Annotated in this window: 12 protein-coding genes and 3 pseudogenes; 12 read left to right on the top strand and 3 right to left on the bottom strand. The window is 62.2% G+C overall.

The window, feature by feature from the left end:
- Positions 1 to 9 precede the first annotated feature (9 nt).
- On the bottom strand, positions 10 to 2,526 hold the full coding sequence (locus G332_RS0112035; protein WP_019627241.1) for an ABC transporter permease: 2,517 nt from the start codon (positions 2,524 to 2,526) through the stop codon (positions 10 to 12).
- The gene (locus G332_RS0112040; protein WP_019627242.1) at positions 2,523 to 3,233 is read right to left on the bottom strand and encodes an ABC transporter ATP-binding protein; all 711 of its coding nucleotides are present in this window, start codon (positions 3,231 to 3,233) and stop codon (positions 2,523 to 2,525) included. Before G332_RS0112040 ends, G332_RS0112035 begins: the two co-directional genes overlap by 4 nt.
- Between G332_RS0112040 and G332_RS0112045 the strand changes: the two genes are divergently transcribed.
- Entirely contained in the window at positions 3,232 to 3,921 is a 690-nt protein-coding gene (locus G332_RS0112045) for an arylesterase (RefSeq protein ID WP_019627243.1), read from the top strand. The two genes, G332_RS0112040 and G332_RS0112045, sit on opposite strands and share 2 nt — an antisense overlap.
- A 16-nt stretch (positions 3,922 to 3,937) precedes the next feature.
- Here the strand turns inward: G332_RS0112045 and G332_RS0112050 are convergent, their stop codons facing one another.
- On the bottom strand, positions 3,938 to 4,264 hold the full coding sequence (locus G332_RS0112050) for a hypothetical protein (protein WP_019627244.1): 327 nt from the start codon (positions 4,262 to 4,264) through the stop codon (positions 3,938 to 3,940).
- Positions 4,265 to 4,824: 560 nt separating this feature from the next.
- Between G332_RS0112050 and G332_RS12975 the strand changes: the two are divergent.
- The 11 genes and pseudogenes from G332_RS12975 to G332_RS0112100 form a co-directional block, all read left to right on the top strand.
- Positions 4,825 to 6,776: pseudogene (locus G332_RS12975) on the top strand (N-6 DNA methylase).
- A 232-nt stretch (positions 6,777 to 7,008) separates the two neighbouring features.
- Positions 7,009 to 8,133 (top strand): hypothetical protein, encoded by a 1,125-nt coding sequence (locus G332_RS0112060; RefSeq protein ID WP_019627245.1) that lies wholly within the window; start codon positions 7,009 to 7,011, stop codon positions 8,131 to 8,133.
- Between the two features lie 101 nt (positions 8,134 to 8,234).
- Complete coding sequence (locus G332_RS0112065) at positions 8,235 to 8,510, top strand: hypothetical protein (RefSeq protein WP_019627246.1); 276 nt, start codon at positions 8,235 to 8,237, stop codon at positions 8,508 to 8,510.
- 49 nt (positions 8,511 to 8,559) lie between these two features.
- Positions 8,560 to 9,837, top strand: coding sequence for a restriction endonuclease subunit S (locus tag G332_RS0112070; RefSeq protein WP_081619812.1), 1,278 nt, complete (start codon positions 8,560 to 8,562; stop codon positions 9,835 to 9,837).
- Entirely contained in the window at positions 9,834 to 10,787 is a 954-nt protein-coding gene (locus G332_RS0112075) for a GIY-YIG nuclease family protein (protein WP_019627248.1), read from the top strand. The genes G332_RS0112070 and G332_RS0112075 overlap by 4 nt, the downstream gene beginning before the upstream one ends.
- 174 nt (positions 10,788 to 10,961) lie before the next feature.
- Positions 10,962 to 11,225: a BrnT family toxin gene (locus tag G332_RS0112080; RefSeq protein ID WP_019627249.1), complete on the top strand. Its 264-nt coding sequence runs from the start codon at positions 10,962 to 10,964 to the stop codon at positions 11,223 to 11,225.
- Complete coding sequence (gene brnA, locus G332_RS0112085) at positions 11,215 to 11,484, top strand: type II toxin-antitoxin system BrnA family antitoxin (protein WP_019627250.1); 270 nt, start codon at positions 11,215 to 11,217, stop codon at positions 11,482 to 11,484. Before G332_RS0112080 ends, brnA begins: the two co-directional genes overlap by 11 nt.
- Before the next feature lie 147 nt (positions 11,485 to 11,631).
- Positions 11,632 to 14,826, top strand: a pseudogene (locus G332_RS12980) (type I restriction endonuclease subunit R).
- 235 nt (positions 14,827 to 15,061) lie between these two features.
- Complete coding sequence (locus G332_RS13420; RefSeq protein WP_156000847.1) at positions 15,062 to 16,237, top strand: DUF4062 domain-containing protein; 1,176 nt, start codon at positions 15,062 to 15,064, stop codon at positions 16,235 to 16,237.
- Between the two features lie 60 nt (positions 16,238 to 16,297).
- A complete protein-coding gene (locus G332_RS0112095; RefSeq protein ID WP_019627253.1) occupies positions 16,298 to 16,888 on the top strand; it encodes a hypothetical protein in 591 nt (196 codons plus the stop codon).
- A gap of 99 nt (positions 16,889 to 16,987) precedes the next feature.
- Positions 16,988 to 17,183: pseudogene (locus tag G332_RS0112100) on the top strand (IS3 family transposase); the annotation flags it as partial.

The raw sequence follows: 17,183 nt of genomic DNA on the forward strand, positions 1-17,183 counted from the left end.
CGGGCCGGATTATTCCGGCCCGCGCAGCACCGCCAGCGGGGCCTGATTCAGTACCCGTCGCGTCCCCAGCCAGCCGGCCAGGGCAATGCCCAGCGTGCCCCCGCCGATGCCGTAGATGAAGGTCCACGGATTCAGGTGATAATCGAACTCGAACACCTGCCATGCGAGCAATGCCCCCACCGCGGTGGCAATGATCGCCGCCAGCAGTCCCGCGAGCAGCCCGAGGGTGCCGAATTCCGCCAGCAGCCCGTTGCGGATGTGTTCGCGGCGTGCCCCCAGGGCCCGCAGCAGGGCGGCCTCGCGGCGGCGCACGTCGCGCGTGGCCTGGACCGCTGCAAACAACACCGTCAGACCCGCCACCAGGGTGAACAGGAACACGTATTCCACGGCGCGGGTCGCCTGATCCATGACCTCGCGCACCTGCACCAGGATGGCGCTGACATCAATGGCCGAGGCCGCGGGGAACTCGCGCAGCCACTGGTTCTGCGCGGAGCGCTGCGCCTCGGGCACATGCATGGCGGTGATGAACGTGCGTGGCTGCTCGTCCAGTAGTGCTGGCGGGCCGATTACGAAGAAGTTGACCTGGAAACTGTCCCAGTCCACCTCGCGCACGCTGGTAATGGGGCTTTGCACGGCCTGGCCGCCGACCCGGAAGGTCACGGTATCGCCCAGGGCCAGGTCGAAGCGTTCCATCAGACCGGCCTCGACGGACCAGCCGGTGTCCGCGTCCTGCTCGCCCGCGCCGAACCAGTGCCCGGCGACGATGCGGTTGTGTCCCGGTGGTTCCTCGGCGTAGGACAAGTTGAATTCGCGATCCACCAGGCGGCGGTCGCGATCATCGGCGAAGTCGTCCGGGTGCACGCGTTCGCCGTTGATCTCGATCAGACGCCCGCGAATCATCGGGTCCAGTTGCGGGCGCTCCAGCCCCGCTTCCTCCACGCGATCGGCAAAGGCCGTCTCCTGACCGGGCTGGATATTGATAAAGAACTGATTCGGGGCGTCCTCCGGGATGCTTGCATCCCAGGCATTCAGCAGATCCACGCGCACAATGGCCAGCAATAGCAGGGCCAGGATGCCGACGCTGAATGCCACCAGCTGCACCGCGCTGAGCCCGCCGCGCCGCGAGAGATTGGCCAGGCCAAACCGTAAGGCCATCCCCCCGCGGTTGCGCAGGGGCCGCAAGGCCCAGACCAGCCCGATCCCGAGCAGTGCCAGCACACTGATGGCAACGGCCGTTCCCAAAAGCACCCAGGCGGCCAGCCCGGGATCGGCGGCCTGCCAGTACAGCAGGCCCCCGAAGGCCAGCAATGCGAGCAGGCCGGACAGCCACACCGAGGTCGGCGGCAGGCCGAGATCGCGGCGCAACACGCGCAGGGGCGAGACCTGGCCGATGCGCAACAGCGCGGGCAGGGCAAAGCCCACCGCGGTGACCAGGCCCACCCCCATACCGGCCACGGCCGGCCGCGTGCCGGGCGGCGGCAGATCGCCGGCCAGCCACTCGCCCAGCATGGAAGCCAGTACGAACTGGGCCGCATAGCCGATGGCAAGACCGATGCCACTGGCGATCACGGCGACCAGCAGTACCCGGCCGAAGTAGGTCAGCAGCACGTGGCGGGCGCTGGCACCCAGCGCCCGCATCACGGCGGCGGGGTCGGCCCTGCGCTGCGCAAAGTGATGCGCGGCCACCGCAATCGCGGCGCCCGCCAGTAGTACCGCCATCAACGAAGCGAGACCCAGAAAGCGTTCCGCCCGCTCGATGGCGGTGCGCAGCTCGGGGTTGGCATCCTCCAGCCCCAGCAGGCGCTGGCCGGGCTCCAGTTCGCCCTCCAGCCAGTCGCGAAAACGGGCGCTATCGGCGCTGTTGCCGGCCGCGAAGAACTCATAGCGCACACGGCTGCCGGGGCCGATCAGGCCGCTGGCGTCCAGATCCTCGAAGGCGAGCATCAGCCGGGGCGCGATATCCAGAAGATTGGAGCCGCGATCGGGCTCGTGGCTAATGATCGCGGTGATCTCCAGATCCAGATCACCCACCTCGACCCGATCACCGACCTCCAGATGCAGCGCCTCCAGCAACGGGGCCTCCAGCCAGGCCGTGCCGGATTCCGGCCCGTGCTCGCGCGGCGCCTCCGCGGCCGCCCGCGAGGGCCGGGTGCGGGCCTCGCCATGCAGTGGCCAGCCCGGTTCCACGGCCCGCAACGCCGCCAGGCGGGATGCGTCGTCCGCGCTGAATACCACGCTGGGCAGCGAGGCGGTGCGCACCGTCTCCAGCCCGAACGTGGCAGCCTCGTCGCTCCACGCCTCCGGGAGCGGGTTATCGCTGACCACGGCCAGATCGCCACCCAGCAGCGCGGTGGCCTGCTGCGCCATGCCCCGGTCCACGCGGTCGGTGAAAAAGCCCACCGCCGCGACCGCAGCCACGGCCACCACTAGCGCTGCTGCGAGCACACGCAGCTCCGCGGAGCGCCATTCGCGCCAGGCCCCGCGCAGGAAGCCGCCCACGCGACTGCGTCCATGCGAGCGGCTCATGCGAGCACACCGTCCTGGATCGAGATCACACGGTCACACTGTGCCGCCAGCTCGGGGTCGTGGGTGACCAGGACCAGGGCGGTCGCAGGGGCATCGGCACCGGGATCGCGCGCCAGCCCGAACAGCAGCTCGATGATGCGCTGCCCGGTGCGGCCATCCAGATTGCCGGTGGGCTCGTCTGCGAACAGGATGGCGGGGTGATCGACAATGGCGCGCGCAATGGCTACGCGCTGCTGTTCGCCCCCCGACAGCTGGTGCGGGTAGTGGTCCGCGCGTGGAGTCAGGCCCACTCGGTCCAGGGCCTCGTTTGCGCGCTGATTCAGCTCGGCCTGGCTGGCCGCGGCATGGGTGGGGTTCAGTTCCAGCGGCAGCAGGGTGTTCTCGAGGGCAGTCAGCGCCGGCAATAGCTGGAACGACTGGAACACGAATCCAACGCGGCCGGCGCGCAAGGCCGCGCGGCCGTCCTCGTCCAGCTCGCTGATGACTTGGTCAAGCAGGCGAACTTCTCCGGCGCTCGGGGCGTCCAGACCTGCAAGAAGGCCGAGCAGGGTGGACTTGCCCGATCCGGACGCACCGAGGATCGCGACCGTCTCGCCTGCCTGGACCGCAAGCGAGATGCCACGCAGGATATCCAGCGGGCCGCTGGGCCCATTGATTCGCTGCTCGAGGTCGCGGGCCTCCAGTACATACGACGAGGTTGTATCCATGTTCCGTGTTCCGTTGGTCGTGATCGGCTTGATTGCCTTGCTATGGAGTCCCTGCGCGCTCGCAAATTCCCCGGAGGCGGAAAATCCGCCGGAAGTGCCACCGCGCATCCTGGTGTACGGCGATTCCTTGAGTGCGGCCTACGGCATGCCGGATGCATCCGGTTGGCCGGCATTACTGCAGGCGCGACTGGACGATCGCCCCATGCAGTGGGAGGTGGTGAACGTCTCGATCAGCGGCGAGACCACGGCGGGTGGGCTCAACCGTTTGCCGCAGGTACTGGAGCGCGAGGAGCCGATTCTGGTGATCCTGGCCTTGGGGGGCAACGACGGCCTGCGCGGCCTGCCGCCGCAGGCCATGCGCGACAACCTGGAGGGCATGGTGGATGCGATCCGCGCCGCCAGCGCCGAACCACTATTGCTGGGCGTTCGCATCCCGCCCAACTACGGGCGCCGCTACACCGAACGCTTCGAGGCGGTCTATGCCGATCTAGCGGAGGAGCGGGGCCTCGTCTTCGAGCCCGGCTTTCTGGATGATTTCGTGCTGGAGGAGGGAATGCTGATGGACGACGGTATCCACCCCAGTGAGCGCGCCCAGCCCCGACTGCTGGATGCGATCTGGCCGCATCTGGAACCGATGATTGAAGATGTGGAGGACGCTGCGGACCCGCGGCCATCCGCCGCGAATTGAAAACGCAATGCCGGCGTCAGCGACTGAGCAGGCTACGCAGTTCGCTCACGACGTCTTCCGGCAACAAATGACGCAGTACCGGGTGCAGGTCGCGCTCGACCTCCGACAGCACGGCCAGGGTGCGAATACGGGACTGGCGACAAAGCGGATTCCCGTACTGGTTCGCCTGGATCGCGCGGGCGGCACCCATCTCCATCAACGCCACCCCGGGGAGACCGCGCGGCCCTTCGTCCAGCACTTCGACGAGCTCCACCATGCAGCCGTCCACCTCGCCCTGAATCCCGATCAGGGGGGCAAGCGTATCGATCATGTGCCGGGACTGTTCGGTTGTCAGCATGTCCATCCGTCTACCTTACGGCCGATCCCGACGCGATGCCAGCGTGGGGCATGGGTGCGGGGCGCGCCAGGAGCTGCAGGATCGGGGACGGATCGGCTGCGCGTGCAGGACAACGGACCCTTTTCCCGCTTTCCCTCGTACATCGCCCCCGCCATGCGCCTCGCGAGGCCGAAAGAGGGGCTCACTCTCCTGCCACGCTGGCGAGGATCACCCGCACCCGACAGGCTCATGGGCCTCGTCGCGCGTTGAGGTCGCGTCCATTAGCGGCCACACTGAAATGCGCCATCCCGCGCCGGTATCCGCGCCTGTGCGCCGCAAATCGGGTAGCGCGGTGGCGTCAGAGCGTTTGGAGGAAACTATGTCATCACTATCCATTGCGATCGGAGCGACCACCCCGGCGGCGGTTGTGGCGTACGGGCTTTTGATGGGCCTGGGCCGCTGGATCGAACGGTACCTGGCGCGCCGCACGTAGAGCGCTGTGCCGCTAGCCCCGGGCGGACGGTTGCGTATCGAACGCACAGGCGCCCGGTTGCGGCAACCGAGACAAAAGGACAGGGGAGTCGCGCTTGAACACGGAAAGTCATTCGGAAGCCGCTGCGTGGATCTGGTCGGTAGCCGATCTGCTGCGGGGGGACTTCAGGCAATCGCAGTATGGCCGGATCATTCTGCCGTTCACGCTGGTGCGGCGGCTGGAGTGCGTGCTGGAGCCAACCCGGGACACGGTGCTCGCGGCGGCCCGCGAACATGCGCAAAAACCCGATGCCGTGCGCGAAAAGCTGCTCCTGCGCGCGGCGGAGCAGCCGTTCTTCAACGCATCGCCGCTGTCGCTGGCCAGCCTGTCGGATACGCAGACGGCCGGGGACCTGATGAGCTACATCGAGTCCTTCAGCAAGGACGCGCGCGAGATCTTCGACCACTTCCACTTCGAGGACTACGTCGAGCAGCTCGCCAGCAACAACCTGCTGTACCAGGTGGTGCAGCGTTTCGCCGCCATCGATCTGCGCCCCGCGCGGCTGTCCAACTTCGGCATGGGCTGGTGTTCGAGGAGTTGATACGCAAGTTCGCGGAGAGCTCCAATGACACCGCCGGGGAGCACTTCACCCCGCGTGACGTGGTGCACCTCACCACCTCGCTGGTGCTCACCGGGCAGGACCACAAGCTCCAGCCGCACGGCATCGTCACCGTCTACGACCCGACCTGCGGTACCGGCGGATTTCTGTCCGAGAGCGAGGAGTACATCCAGCAGATCAGCCAGGATGTCAGCGTGTCCCTGCACGGGCAGGAGCTGAACCCCGAGTCCTACGCCATCTGCAAGGCGGACATGCTGATCAAGGGCCAGGACGTCGAGAACATCAAGCTTGGCAACACCCTGTCCGACGATCAGCACGCCGACGAGCACTTCGACTACATGCTCGCCAATCCGCCGTTCGGCGTGGAGTGGAAGAAGGTCCAGAAGCAGGTGGTGGACGAGCACCAGCACAAGGGCTTCAACGGCCGCTTCGGCCCCGGCCTGCCGCGCGTGTCCGACGGCTCGCTGCTGTTCCTGCTGCACCTGGTCAGCAAGATGCGCGACCCGCGCAAGGGCGGCTCGCCGCTGTTCACCGGCGGGGCCGGCAGGGGCGAGTCCGAGATCCGCCGCTACCTGCTGCAGCACGACATGGTGGAGGCCATCATCGGCCTGCCCACCGACATGTTCTACAACACCGGCATCGCCACCTACATCTGGGTGCTGAACAACAAAAAGCCGGCCGAGCGCCGCGGCCATGTGCAGCTCATCGACGCCACCGACCGCTACGCCAAGATGCGCAAGTCGCTCGGCTCCAAGCGCCAGTACATCGACGACGCCAACATCGACGCCATCGTACGCAGCTACGGCGCCTTCGAGGAGAGCGACAAGAGCAAGTTCTTCCCCAACGAGGCCTTCGGCTACCGCCGTATCACGGTGGAACGCCCGCTGCGCCTGAACTTCCAGGCCAGCCCCGAACGCATCGAACGCATGCTGGCCGAAAAGCCGATCCAGAAGCTGGACGAGACCACCCGCCTGGGCGTCCAGGCCGCCTGCGAGCGGCTGGACGCCGAGCGCGTATACACCCACCGCGAGGCTTTCCTGACCGACCTGAAGGCCCAGTTGAAGGCGCTGGACGTGAAGCTGCCCGCCGCCGCGCTGAAGGCCGTGTGGAACGGCCTGAGCGAACGCGACCCGGAAGCCGACCTCTGCACCGACAAAAAGGGCAACCCGGAACCGGACAGCGACCTGCGCGATACCGAGAACGTCCCGCTGGGCGAGGACGTATTCGAATACTTCGAACGCGAGGTGAAGCCGCACGTCCCCGACGCCTGGATCGACCAGGACAAGCGCGACGAACAGGACGGCGAGATCGGCATCGTCGGCTTCGAGATCCCCTTCAACCGCCACTTCTACGTGTTCCAGCCCCCGCGCCCGCTGGAAGAGATCGACGCCGACCTGAAGGCCGTCACCACCCGCATCAAGCAGATGATCGAGGAGCTGTCGGGGTGAAGCGGGCTGGCCTGCTGGTACCAGGCCGTAAGCCGTGAAGGAGAGGCACGGCCGCTACGTGCTTGCAAATTGCACACAGATTCCGTAGCTTCAGATTCAACAATACCCCCCAGGCGTATTGCGCAGTGTTTCGCGTCGACGCCCAAACCGGGGGGTTGCTCATTGGACAAACCCGCCATGCCTCTCTCGGAAGCACACTTTGGCGGGTGTTTTTTTGTCGGGGGAGGTGCTCATGAGCGAATTCCTCAGCCCCCAACTGGTTGGGGAACGCTTCCGGCAGCACACCATCCCCTTGGAGCTGCTCAAGGATTTGGCGGTTCTGGAAGAGTTGGTGGTGGAGATCGCGAAGCATTGCTATCGCGAAGCGCACCCCGGCCGCCAGCGTATCCCCAGAGGCTTCACCGATGGAATCTCTCTGCACCTAAGGGCGATCGACACGGGCAGCGCCATTGCGCGAATTGACCTTAAGACCCCAGATGGTGAGTTGCTTCCACCGGCAGCCGTAATTTTCTTTGAACAGGCCCGCGAACGACTTGTACAAGCGATCGCTGCTGCTGGTAGCGGTGGGTCCGTCGAGGCCCATCTGCCCGCTTCTCTACTGGGTTACTTCGACCGGATTGGCCGCGGGCTGCGCGAAGGAGAGTACGTCGATTTCCGTCCAGAGCACCCCGAGCTCCGCTCCCATCTATCGCAGGAGACGCGGCATGAACTGCTCTGGGCCTCGGGGCGTGTCGAGGCGGTAAGTGAAGAAGTTGCGTTGCGAGGCACGATTCCCGAAATGGATCAGCAAAGACGGACGTTTTCGCTCCAGATCGTGAACGGACCGCGGGTTGTTGCGCCACTGGAGGAACAGCATGGTGATACCGTTCGTGCAGCCTTCAATCGTTACGAAGAAGGCCAGCGAGTGCTGCTTCAGGGAATTGGCCGCCGTAAGCGCGATGGAAAGCTTCAGGACATCGAATCAGTGGAGCATGTCAGTCTGCTCGATCCGCTGGATGTGCCGGCTCGGCTCGACGAGTTTCGTGCGCTCAGAGACGGCTGGCTGGACGGCACGGAAGGCCGGGCACCCTTGGAGTCGGGGCTCGATTGGCTGGCGCGTCAGTTCGAATGGCATTACCCGGATGATCTCCGGCTGCCCTGGGTGTTCCCCACGGCAGAAGGGGGCGTTCAGGCCGAATGGAAATCCGGTGATCAGGAGATCACCTTGGACATTGATCTGTCGGCGCAGACCGGCGAATGGCATCTGCTCGACCTGAATTCCGGGCGCGAAGTGTTCGACGACATTGAGCTTTCGAGCTCGGGCGGGTGGGCCGAACTGGCTCGCCGCCTGCGTGAGGTGGGTGGGGTGGATGAATGAATGCCGAGACCCTGCTCTTGCGCCAAGTGCATCCATCCTTTGTCCAGAGCGGAAGAGTCTCCTCACAGGCGTTTCGTCCTACACCCAAGGACGGAGCCCAGTTGTCCGTATACGACGGGGATCAGATTAGCCCCCTGGCGGCCCATGCTCATTACACCGGTACGCTGGGCCACCTCTCCATCGGCGTGATGGGCGTCTACGTGCGGGAATGTGCGGAGCTGGAGCTGCCTGTATGCCCAGATCCAGATCCATTTCCGGAACACGCCGTCATCGATTTCAGCGACCTTGGGCGCAAGGCTATCGAGCGCAAGGCCAAACAGCTACGCGCCCGGGCCGAGCAGCACGACTGGCTGCATCGAGAATCCCTCACCGGCTGAACCAGCCGCGTTCGTGCGTTGCCCGTGTGGCATAGACAAGGCCCCATTAATGACCTTTCCGAAGTATCCCGAGTACAAGGACTCCGGCGTCGAATGGCTGGGCGAGGTGCCGGCGCATTGGTTTGTTGGAAAGCTCAAGTGGCACGCGTCGGTTTCTAGTGGAACTGATGGGAGGGCCGATCGTGGAGACGTCCCGCTTTACGGTGCTAACGGTGTTATCGGTTTCTCAGATGGTTTCTCGTATAGCAGCCCAAAAGTGCTTGTAGGCCGGGTAGGGTCTTCAGGCGCGGTGAATTTTGCGAGCGGAAGGTTTTCGGTGTCCGACAACGCACTGGTTGTTGATGAGGCTCAAGCAATTGACGTCCGCTACTTGCACTTTTGGGCGACTACACAAGATTTTTCGATCGACGTGTCGACCACGGCTCAGCCTCTTTTGACGGCTTCTCAAGTCAAAGACTTCTGCTTGCCATTGCCTCCGCCGGAGGAGCAAGGTGAGATTGCCGCCTTCCTCGACCACGAGACCGGGAAGATCGATGCGCTGATCGAGGAGCAGCGGCGGCTGATCGAACTGCTGAAGGAGAAGCGGCAGGCGGTGATCTCCCACGCGATCAACGACCATGGAAGCAATACCCAAGGTCGTCTCGGATATTACATTGATCTGCTACCTGGATACGCGTTTTCCAGTCAAGGATTCCGTATTGATGGTGGTATACGTCTCTTGAGGGGCATCAATGTCGGAGTCGGTAAAATTAGCTGGAATGAAGCTGTATTTTGGCCAAAGGAGGAGATCGCTGGTTTAGAAGAATATTTTCTTCGTGAGGGGGATTTGGTTCTGGGGATGGACCGCCCGTGGATTGGAGGGGGTGCTCGTGTCGCTAAGGTTTCTCGGGAAGATTTGCCGGCACTACTGTTGCAGCGCGTCGCCCGGATTCGACCAAAAAACGGGCTTGATCAGGAGTTTCTCTGGCTCGTTCTCGCCAGCCAAGAGTTCAAACGAACATTGGAAGCTGAGCTCACTGGCGTAAGTGTTCCACACGTCAGCTCTGACCAGATTCGGTCTTTCCGGATTTCGCTGCCTGATATTGAGAGTCAATCGAAGATTCTTATGACCGTTCGGACAGAGCTAGAAAAAATCGGGAGCTTGACTGAGCAATGCGAGCGCGGCGTTGAATTGATGGAGGAGAGGAAAACTTCTCTCATCTCCGCTGCCGTCACCGGCAGAATCGACGTGCGCGGCTGGTCGGCCGGAGCCGAGCCGTACGAGCCGGAGTGGGCGATGGCTGCCGAGGAGCCGGCCGGGTATTCGGCGCAAGGCGGTGCGGCATGACGCAGGGGCGCAGCATCCGCCTGTTCCTGGTGGACGGCACGCCGCACGGGCTGCTGACGGCGGAGATCATGAACTGGACCGGGCATGTGCTCACCGGGCCGCGCGGCAAGCTGAGCGAGCTGGTGCAGCGCCCGGAGTGCGGGCGCACCGGCGTGTATTTTCTGGTGGGGCCGGATGCGGAGAACAGCGCCCGCCCGCAGGTGTACATCGGCGAGTCGGATGATGTCGGCAAGCGTCTCAAGCAGCACAACCGCACCGAGGAACAGGGCGGCAAGGACTTCTGGGAGAAGGTCTGCCTGATCACCAGCAAGGACCAGAACCTGACCAAGGCCCACGTGAAGTACCTGGAGAGCCTGCTGATCCAGCAGGCCCAGCGCGTGGGCCGCTGCACCCTGGTTAACGGCACCCGCCACGAGTACATCGGCCTGCCCGAAGCCGACCAGGCCGACATGGCCTTCTTCCTGGAACAGATCCGCACCGTCCTCCCGGTCCTTGGCTTCGAGTTCCTGCGCGATTCCAGTCGGCCCCTATCGAAGGATATGGTCGCAGGGCCTGCGCCGGTGTCCAGCCCGGACGAGGCCTCACCGCGCTTCCGCATGTCGCTCCCCAAGAACGGCATTACGGCCTACGGTCAGGAAACGGACGGCGAGTTCTTCGTTCTGGAAGGATCGCAGGCTCGCGAGGCGTGGGTGGGCCCTACGCCCCACGGGTATCAACGCCTGTTCGAGCAACTGGTGGAGGAGGGTGTGCTGGTCCCGGACGGCAATGGCCCCATGCGGTTTTCACGTGACTACGCATTCTCCAGCCCCAGTGCGGCGGCTGCTATGGTGGTGGGTAGAACCTCCAATGGCCGCAAGGAGTGGCAGCGTGAGGACACCGGCCAAACCTACGGCGAATGGCAGGAGCAGTTGGTCAGCGAAGCCGCCGAAAGCAGCGCTGAAGTGCTGTGATCCGCCGCTGTAGGTACCGGTGACCGATCGATTTCGCACGCGATTGGCGAGTTTCTGCTCCCGGCTGAACACGCGCATGTTCAACCGATCGGCGGCGCGGTACTCAATGGCGGTTGGCGGTGTCGCGCCTACCCCTTTCCTTCTAGTTGAGCAAAAAAGGTATAATTAAAGCTCATGGATGAGTTTCAGTTTGACGAGGCCAAAAGCAGGGCCAATCTGGAAAAGCACGGTATCGATTTCGAGACCGCCCAGGCGCTGTGGGAAGACCCGAACTTGCTGGAGATCCGTGCAAGGTCCGAGGGCGAGCCGCGATTCCTGCTGATTGGGAAGATTGCTGGAAAGCACTGGTCGGCTGTCGTCACCTACAGGGAAGGCCTTATTCGCCTGATCTCCGTCAGGCGCTCCCGCAGGAAGGAGGTGGAGCTCTATGAAAGCTAAAGACTTCGACAGGAAATTCCACGAAGGGCAGGAAGACGTCGTTGGCGATCTCGACCTCTCGTCGGCGCGCCGCGTCAATCAGGAACAGAAGCGCATCAACGTCGACTTTCCCGCCTGGGTGGTGGAGTTGCTGGACCGCGAGGCGGCGCGCATCGGCGTGACCCGTCAGTCCATCATCAAGGTGTGGCTGGTCGAGCGCCTCCAGGAAGAAGCCGCCAGGAACCCGCTGAAAGGTGACGCCGCAGGCGATGCACATTAGCCAGGCGCCGGGCGCGTTTTGGAACCGCATTACCGTTCTCCATAAGGACTCTGGGGCAGGCCACGGGAATGGCGGTTTGCCGTTGCGCGCATAACCCTGCAAATTGGGAGCCATCGGAGGTGGTAACCACCCGGAAAGGAAGTGTTGATGGCGGACAGCAGGGAAGCCCAGTTCCAGCAAGACATCATCGACGGGATGACCGCCGATGGCTGGCTGACCAGTCCGGCCAGCGGGTATGACGCCGCCCATGCGCTGTACACCGAGGATCTGGTTGTCTACCTGCAGGACGCCTGGCCGGAGCGCTGGGAGAAGTTCGCCGCGAAGAACCCGCAAGACCCGCAGAAGGCCCTGGTGCGCGCGGTCACCCGCGAGCTGGAGCGCGACGGCACGCTGGAGGTGCTGCGCCACGGGGTGAAGACCCCGGGGATGAAGCTGGAGCTGTGCAGCTTCAAGCCCGATCACGAGATGAACCCCGAGTCCTTGGCGCGCTACCGCGCCAACCGCCTGCGGGTGGTACCGGAGGTTTCGTATTCCCCGCACGCGCTCAGCGGCGAGTACAACCCGCGGCTGGATCTGGTGCTGTTCGTCAACGGCATCCCCACCGCCACGCTGGAGCTGAAGAGCGAGTTCAAGCAGTCGGTGGAGAACGCCAAGCGCCAGTACCGGCGCGACCGCCCGCTGAAGGACCCGGTCACCCGCAAGCCCGAGCCGCTGCTGACCTTCAAGCGCGGGGCGCTGGTGCACTTCGCGGTCAGTCAGGACCAGGTGGCGATGACCACGCGCCTGAACGGCAAGGACACCTTCTTCCTGCCCTTCAACCAGGGCACCGAGGAGGGCGGGGCCGGCAACCCCGCACCCCCGGACGCAGACAGCTATGCCACCGGCTACCTCTGGCAGCGCGTGTTCCAGCCGGATGCCTGGCTCCGGATCATCGGCCGCTTCCTGCATCTGGAGCAGAAGACCGAGGAGGACTTCCACGGCAAGCGGCAGAAGAAGGAGGCGCTGATCTTCCCGCGCTTCCACCAGTGGGATGTGGTGAACCGCCTGATCGAGGCTACCCGCGAGGAAGGGGCCGGGCGGCGCTACCTGATCCAGCACAGCGCCGGCTCCGGCAAATCCAACTCCATCGCCTGGATCGCACACCAGCTCGCCGCACTCTACGACGAGGCAGGCGGCAAGCTGTTCAACTCCGTGGTGGTGGTCACCGACCGCACGGTGCTGGACGACCAGCTCCAGGACACCATCTACCAGTTCGATCATGCGCACGGCGTGGTGCGGCCGATCACCCGCGATGTCGGTAGCCAGAGCAAGTCGGAGCAACTGGCCGAGGCGCTGGCCGAGCAGACCCGCATTATCATCGTGACCATTCAGACCTTCCCGGCGCTGTTCGACGCGCTGGACAAGCGCCCGGACCTGGCCGCCGGGCGCTACGCGGTGATCGCCGACGAGGCGCATTCCTCGCAGACCGGGTCCTCCGCCACCAAGCTCAAGGCGATCCTGGGAACGGACAAGCCGGAGGACGAGGAGATCAGCGCCGAGGAGCTGCTGGACGCGGCCGTGGCCGCGCGCAAGCCGGCCGAGCGCATCAGCTACTACGCCTTCACCGCCACCCCCAAGGCGAAGACCCTGGAGCTGTTCGGCCGCCCGCCGAACCCGGAGCGGCCGGCATCCAAGGACAACAAGCCCGAGCCGTTCCACCTGTACTCGATGCGCCAGGCCATCGAGGAAGGCTTCATCCTCGATGTGCTGAAGAACTACACCACGTACTCCACCGCCTGGAAGCTCGTGCACCCGCACGCCGACGAGCAGGAGGTGGAGTCGCGCAAGGCCTCGACGAAGATCGCCCGCTGGGTGCGTCTGCACCCCTACAACATCTCGCAGAGGGTGGAGGTGATCGTCGAGCACTTCCGCGCCAACGTGCGCCACCTGCTGGACGGCCAGGCCAAGGCCATGGTGGTGACCGGCAGCCGCCAGGAGGCCGTGCGCTACGCGCTGGCCATGCGCGCGTACATCCAGGACAAGGGCTACACCGACGTGCACGCGCTGGTCGCCTTCTCCGGCTCCGTGCTGCCGGACGAAGTGATCCCCGAGGAGGTGACCGAGACCAGCTCGCTGCTGAACCCGGGACTGAAGGGCCGCGACCTGGCCGAGGCGTTCGACACCGACGAATACAACGTGATGATCGTCGCCAACAAGTTCCAGACCGGGTTCGACCAGCCCCGGCTCTGCGCGATGTACGTGGACAAGAAGCTGCAGGGCGTGGAGTGCGTGCAGACCCTCTCGCGCCTGAACCGCACCTTCCCGGGCAAGGAGGATACTTTCGTCCTCGACTTCTTCAACGATGCCGAAGACATCCTCGAGGCCTTCCGCCCGTACTACAACAAGGCCGAGCTGGCCGACGTCTCCGACCCGCAGATCGTCTACGACCTGCAGAAGAGCCTGGACGCCGCCGGCATCTACCACTGGGACGAGGTCGAGAACTTCGCCCGCGCCTTCTTCGATCCGAAGGCCGGCGCCAGCCAGCTCAGCTACTACTGCCAGCCCGCGAAGGAGCGCTACCATACCCGCTACAAGGCGGTGCTGGAGCAGATCCAGACCTGGAAGGCCGCCCACGCCGAAGCCGAACGCAATGGCGACAAGCCGGGCCTGCACCGCGCCGAGCAGTAGCTGAGGGACGCCCACATCACCCGCGACGAGCTCGACCTGTTCCGCAAGAACCTGCAGAGCTTCGTACGCAGCTACGAGTTCCTGTCACAGATCGTCGACTTCGAGGACCGCGAGCTGGAACAGCTCAACGTGTACGCTCGCGCCCTGCACCCGCTGCTGCGCATCGAAAACATCGAAGAAGACGCCATCGACGTCGACGAGCTGGAGCTGACCCACTACCGACTGAACAAGCGCGCCGAACAGCGCCTGAGCCTCGCCGAGGAGGGCGCCGACTACGACGGCCTCAAACCCGTCTCCGACGTCGGCTCCGGCAAGCCCCACGACCCGGAAAAGAAACGCCTCTCCGAGATCATCGACCAGCTCAACGAACTGTTCGGCGCCGAGGTGAGCGACGCAGACAAGCTCCAGTTCGCCAATGGCATCGCCGACCGCATCCGCCGCGACGACGCCGTAATGGCCCAAGTCGAGAACCACGGCCCCGACCAAGTGATGCACGGCCTGTTCCCCAAACGCGTCACCGACACCGTCCTCGACGCCATGACCGACCACGAAAAACTGTCCATGCAGGTCCTGGACGACCCGGACCGCCAACGAGACTTCGCCCTCCTGATCCTGCGACTGTTGACCGCCGGGACAAGCGACCAACGCCCGACACCCACGAGGCCCGCTCCATGAACAAGCGTCTCAGGGCATTGGCACTCATTTCGGCAACCCGGGGGGGCTGAAACGCACAACACCTCCACTTCGCAGCTCGGTTGCCAAGCGGTCTCCCATCTGCGCGTTGGTAACCGGACGGTATGGACCGCTTTGCTTGCGTCATACCACGGCCATGTCGGTGTTATCCAGAATCTGTATAGCGCCAATATCCCAGATTCTGTCTAATACACTGTTAAATTTCTAAGGAGAAATAGTGCCAAGTCCCAAAATATTTATTTCGTCTACTTGCTATGACCTTGGCATGGCCAGGGAGCAGCTGAGATCATTTCTGCTGAGACTCGGTTATGAGCCTGTTTTGAGCGAATACTCGGATGTTCTGTATGATCCAAGAGCTCATACGCACACAAGCTGTCTTCAGGAAGTGCCAAATGCTGACATGATAGTGGTGCTAATAGGGTCACGATTTGGAGGAAGGATAATTCCTGAAGCACTTTCTAATGTAGATCTTGAGAATCTTATAAATTCAAGTTTTGATGTGACCGTATTAGATAAACCTGAAAAACTTTCCATCACACAGCTTGAAGTATTAAAGGCCATTGATTCCTCAGTCCCTGTATTTGCCTTTGTGGATGAGAAAGTAATGCATGATCATTTCGTATATCAAAAGAATAAAGAGTTGGTAGATAAAATTAAATTCCCTTCAATCGAAAAGCCAGAAAGCGCGAAATATATATTTGAATTTATTAGCTTCCTGAGCCACCGGAATAAAGGTAATAGTGTTATTTCTTTTGGAAAGCTGGAGGATATTGAAAACCATTTAAAGAAACAATGGGGCGCACTATTCCAAAGACTGCTTAGAGAACAAAGAGAACAGCAAGTTGAAGCTAGAAAGTTATTTACAATTGCAGAGCAAATTGAAGATCTGAAAACAGCCGTTATCTCTACAATTGGGAATGCACAAAATCGCGAGGTGGCTAGGGGAGTAATAAAGTATCGTCGATTATCAGATTTTTTAGCTGGCTTAAATCTTCCAGATTTTTCAATTGTTACTGAAAGTAATGCGTCTTTTGAGGAGTTGCTTAATATGGTAGATATTGTTGAGGTGAGAGATATACCTGCTAGAAACACCTTTGGTCGTTCGGCGCTAGTTCGATCTGACGGAACTTTTTATGAACTACGTTTTGGCCAGGAGTTTTTGAATAGAGTGAGTATAGATTGGCAAAGCTTTGCGTCCTTATCACCAGAGGTTCGTCAGGTTATATTCGAAGCCATTTCGGATATGGAGAGATTGGGGCCTCGAATCCTTAGGTATCGTGACGAACAGTTCGATGATTACTTCAAGGAGTACCTTGAAAAGCAGGAATCAAGAACAATAAGCATTGAAGAGTTCATGCGCGATGAATCTGATAAAAATGAAGACGAAAGTTAACAAAGCATTGCAGCGGACAAGCCGCTGAATGCGGCGTTATGCGCAATAAGAGGAGTTCTTGTGGATCCTGTCCTGGCTGACCTGATTCGTACGATAGCGCTAGAAGGCATAAAGGTCCTCGGGCCGGCCGCTGTCGCCGCATTCGCCACGTATAAGGTTGCGAATGCGCAATATCGCGCTCGCTTAGTTGAGATTTCCCAGACGAACGAGTTCGGCGCTAGGCAGCACCTCTTCGACTACTACAAGGGGAGGCAGGCGAAGTTGGCCGAAGGTCAGCGGGAGCTAAACGAAGCGCTTGGGCAGCTTCTTGGCGTGATGGCCGCGTACGATGCTGAATCTGATAGTGCTCGCCATCCCCTCGTTGACACCTATGCTGGAATGGTTGATATGCACATCGGTCTCGCGCCCTTTGATGTCGACATTACGCGGCGCGACATGAAAACAAAGGGGCTGGGCGATTCCGAAGAATACGGTCGGCTTGAACAATATGCGAAGGTTGTTGTTGAGCTCTCGCCGAGTAGGGACGCAGAGACAATAAAGAAGAATGCGTTCGCTCTGCTTGAAGTCTACGGCTTCCTTGAAAGATGCAATCAAGTCCTGCTGGAGGCGCAGATGGAAGGGCTTTTCGATAAGTACCTGAAGAGTGCATAACGAGACGTTCGAGCCGACCCCCTGTCTGTCAACCTGAAGCCATACAACCCTTTCATGGGTTAATGTAGATTTCAGGGCGACGACAGCAGGAGCAGACCGATGCCCAAGGCACCGAGTGAGTTACCCGAGGCCCAGGTGAGTCCGGACCCCAAGCAGGAGCGGCGGACACGCCGCAACTTCAGCACCGAGTACAAGTTACAGATCATCGCCGAGGCCGACCAGTGCCGGCGAGGTGAGATCGGTGAGATGCTTCGGCGTGAGGGCCTGTACAGCAGTCAGCTCAACCAGTGGCGCC

This window comes from Thioalkalivibrio sp. ALJT (genome assembly GCF_000381825.1).
Taxonomy (GTDB): Bacteria; Pseudomonadota; Gammaproteobacteria; order Ectothiorhodospirales; family Ectothiorhodospiraceae; genus Thioalkalivibrio.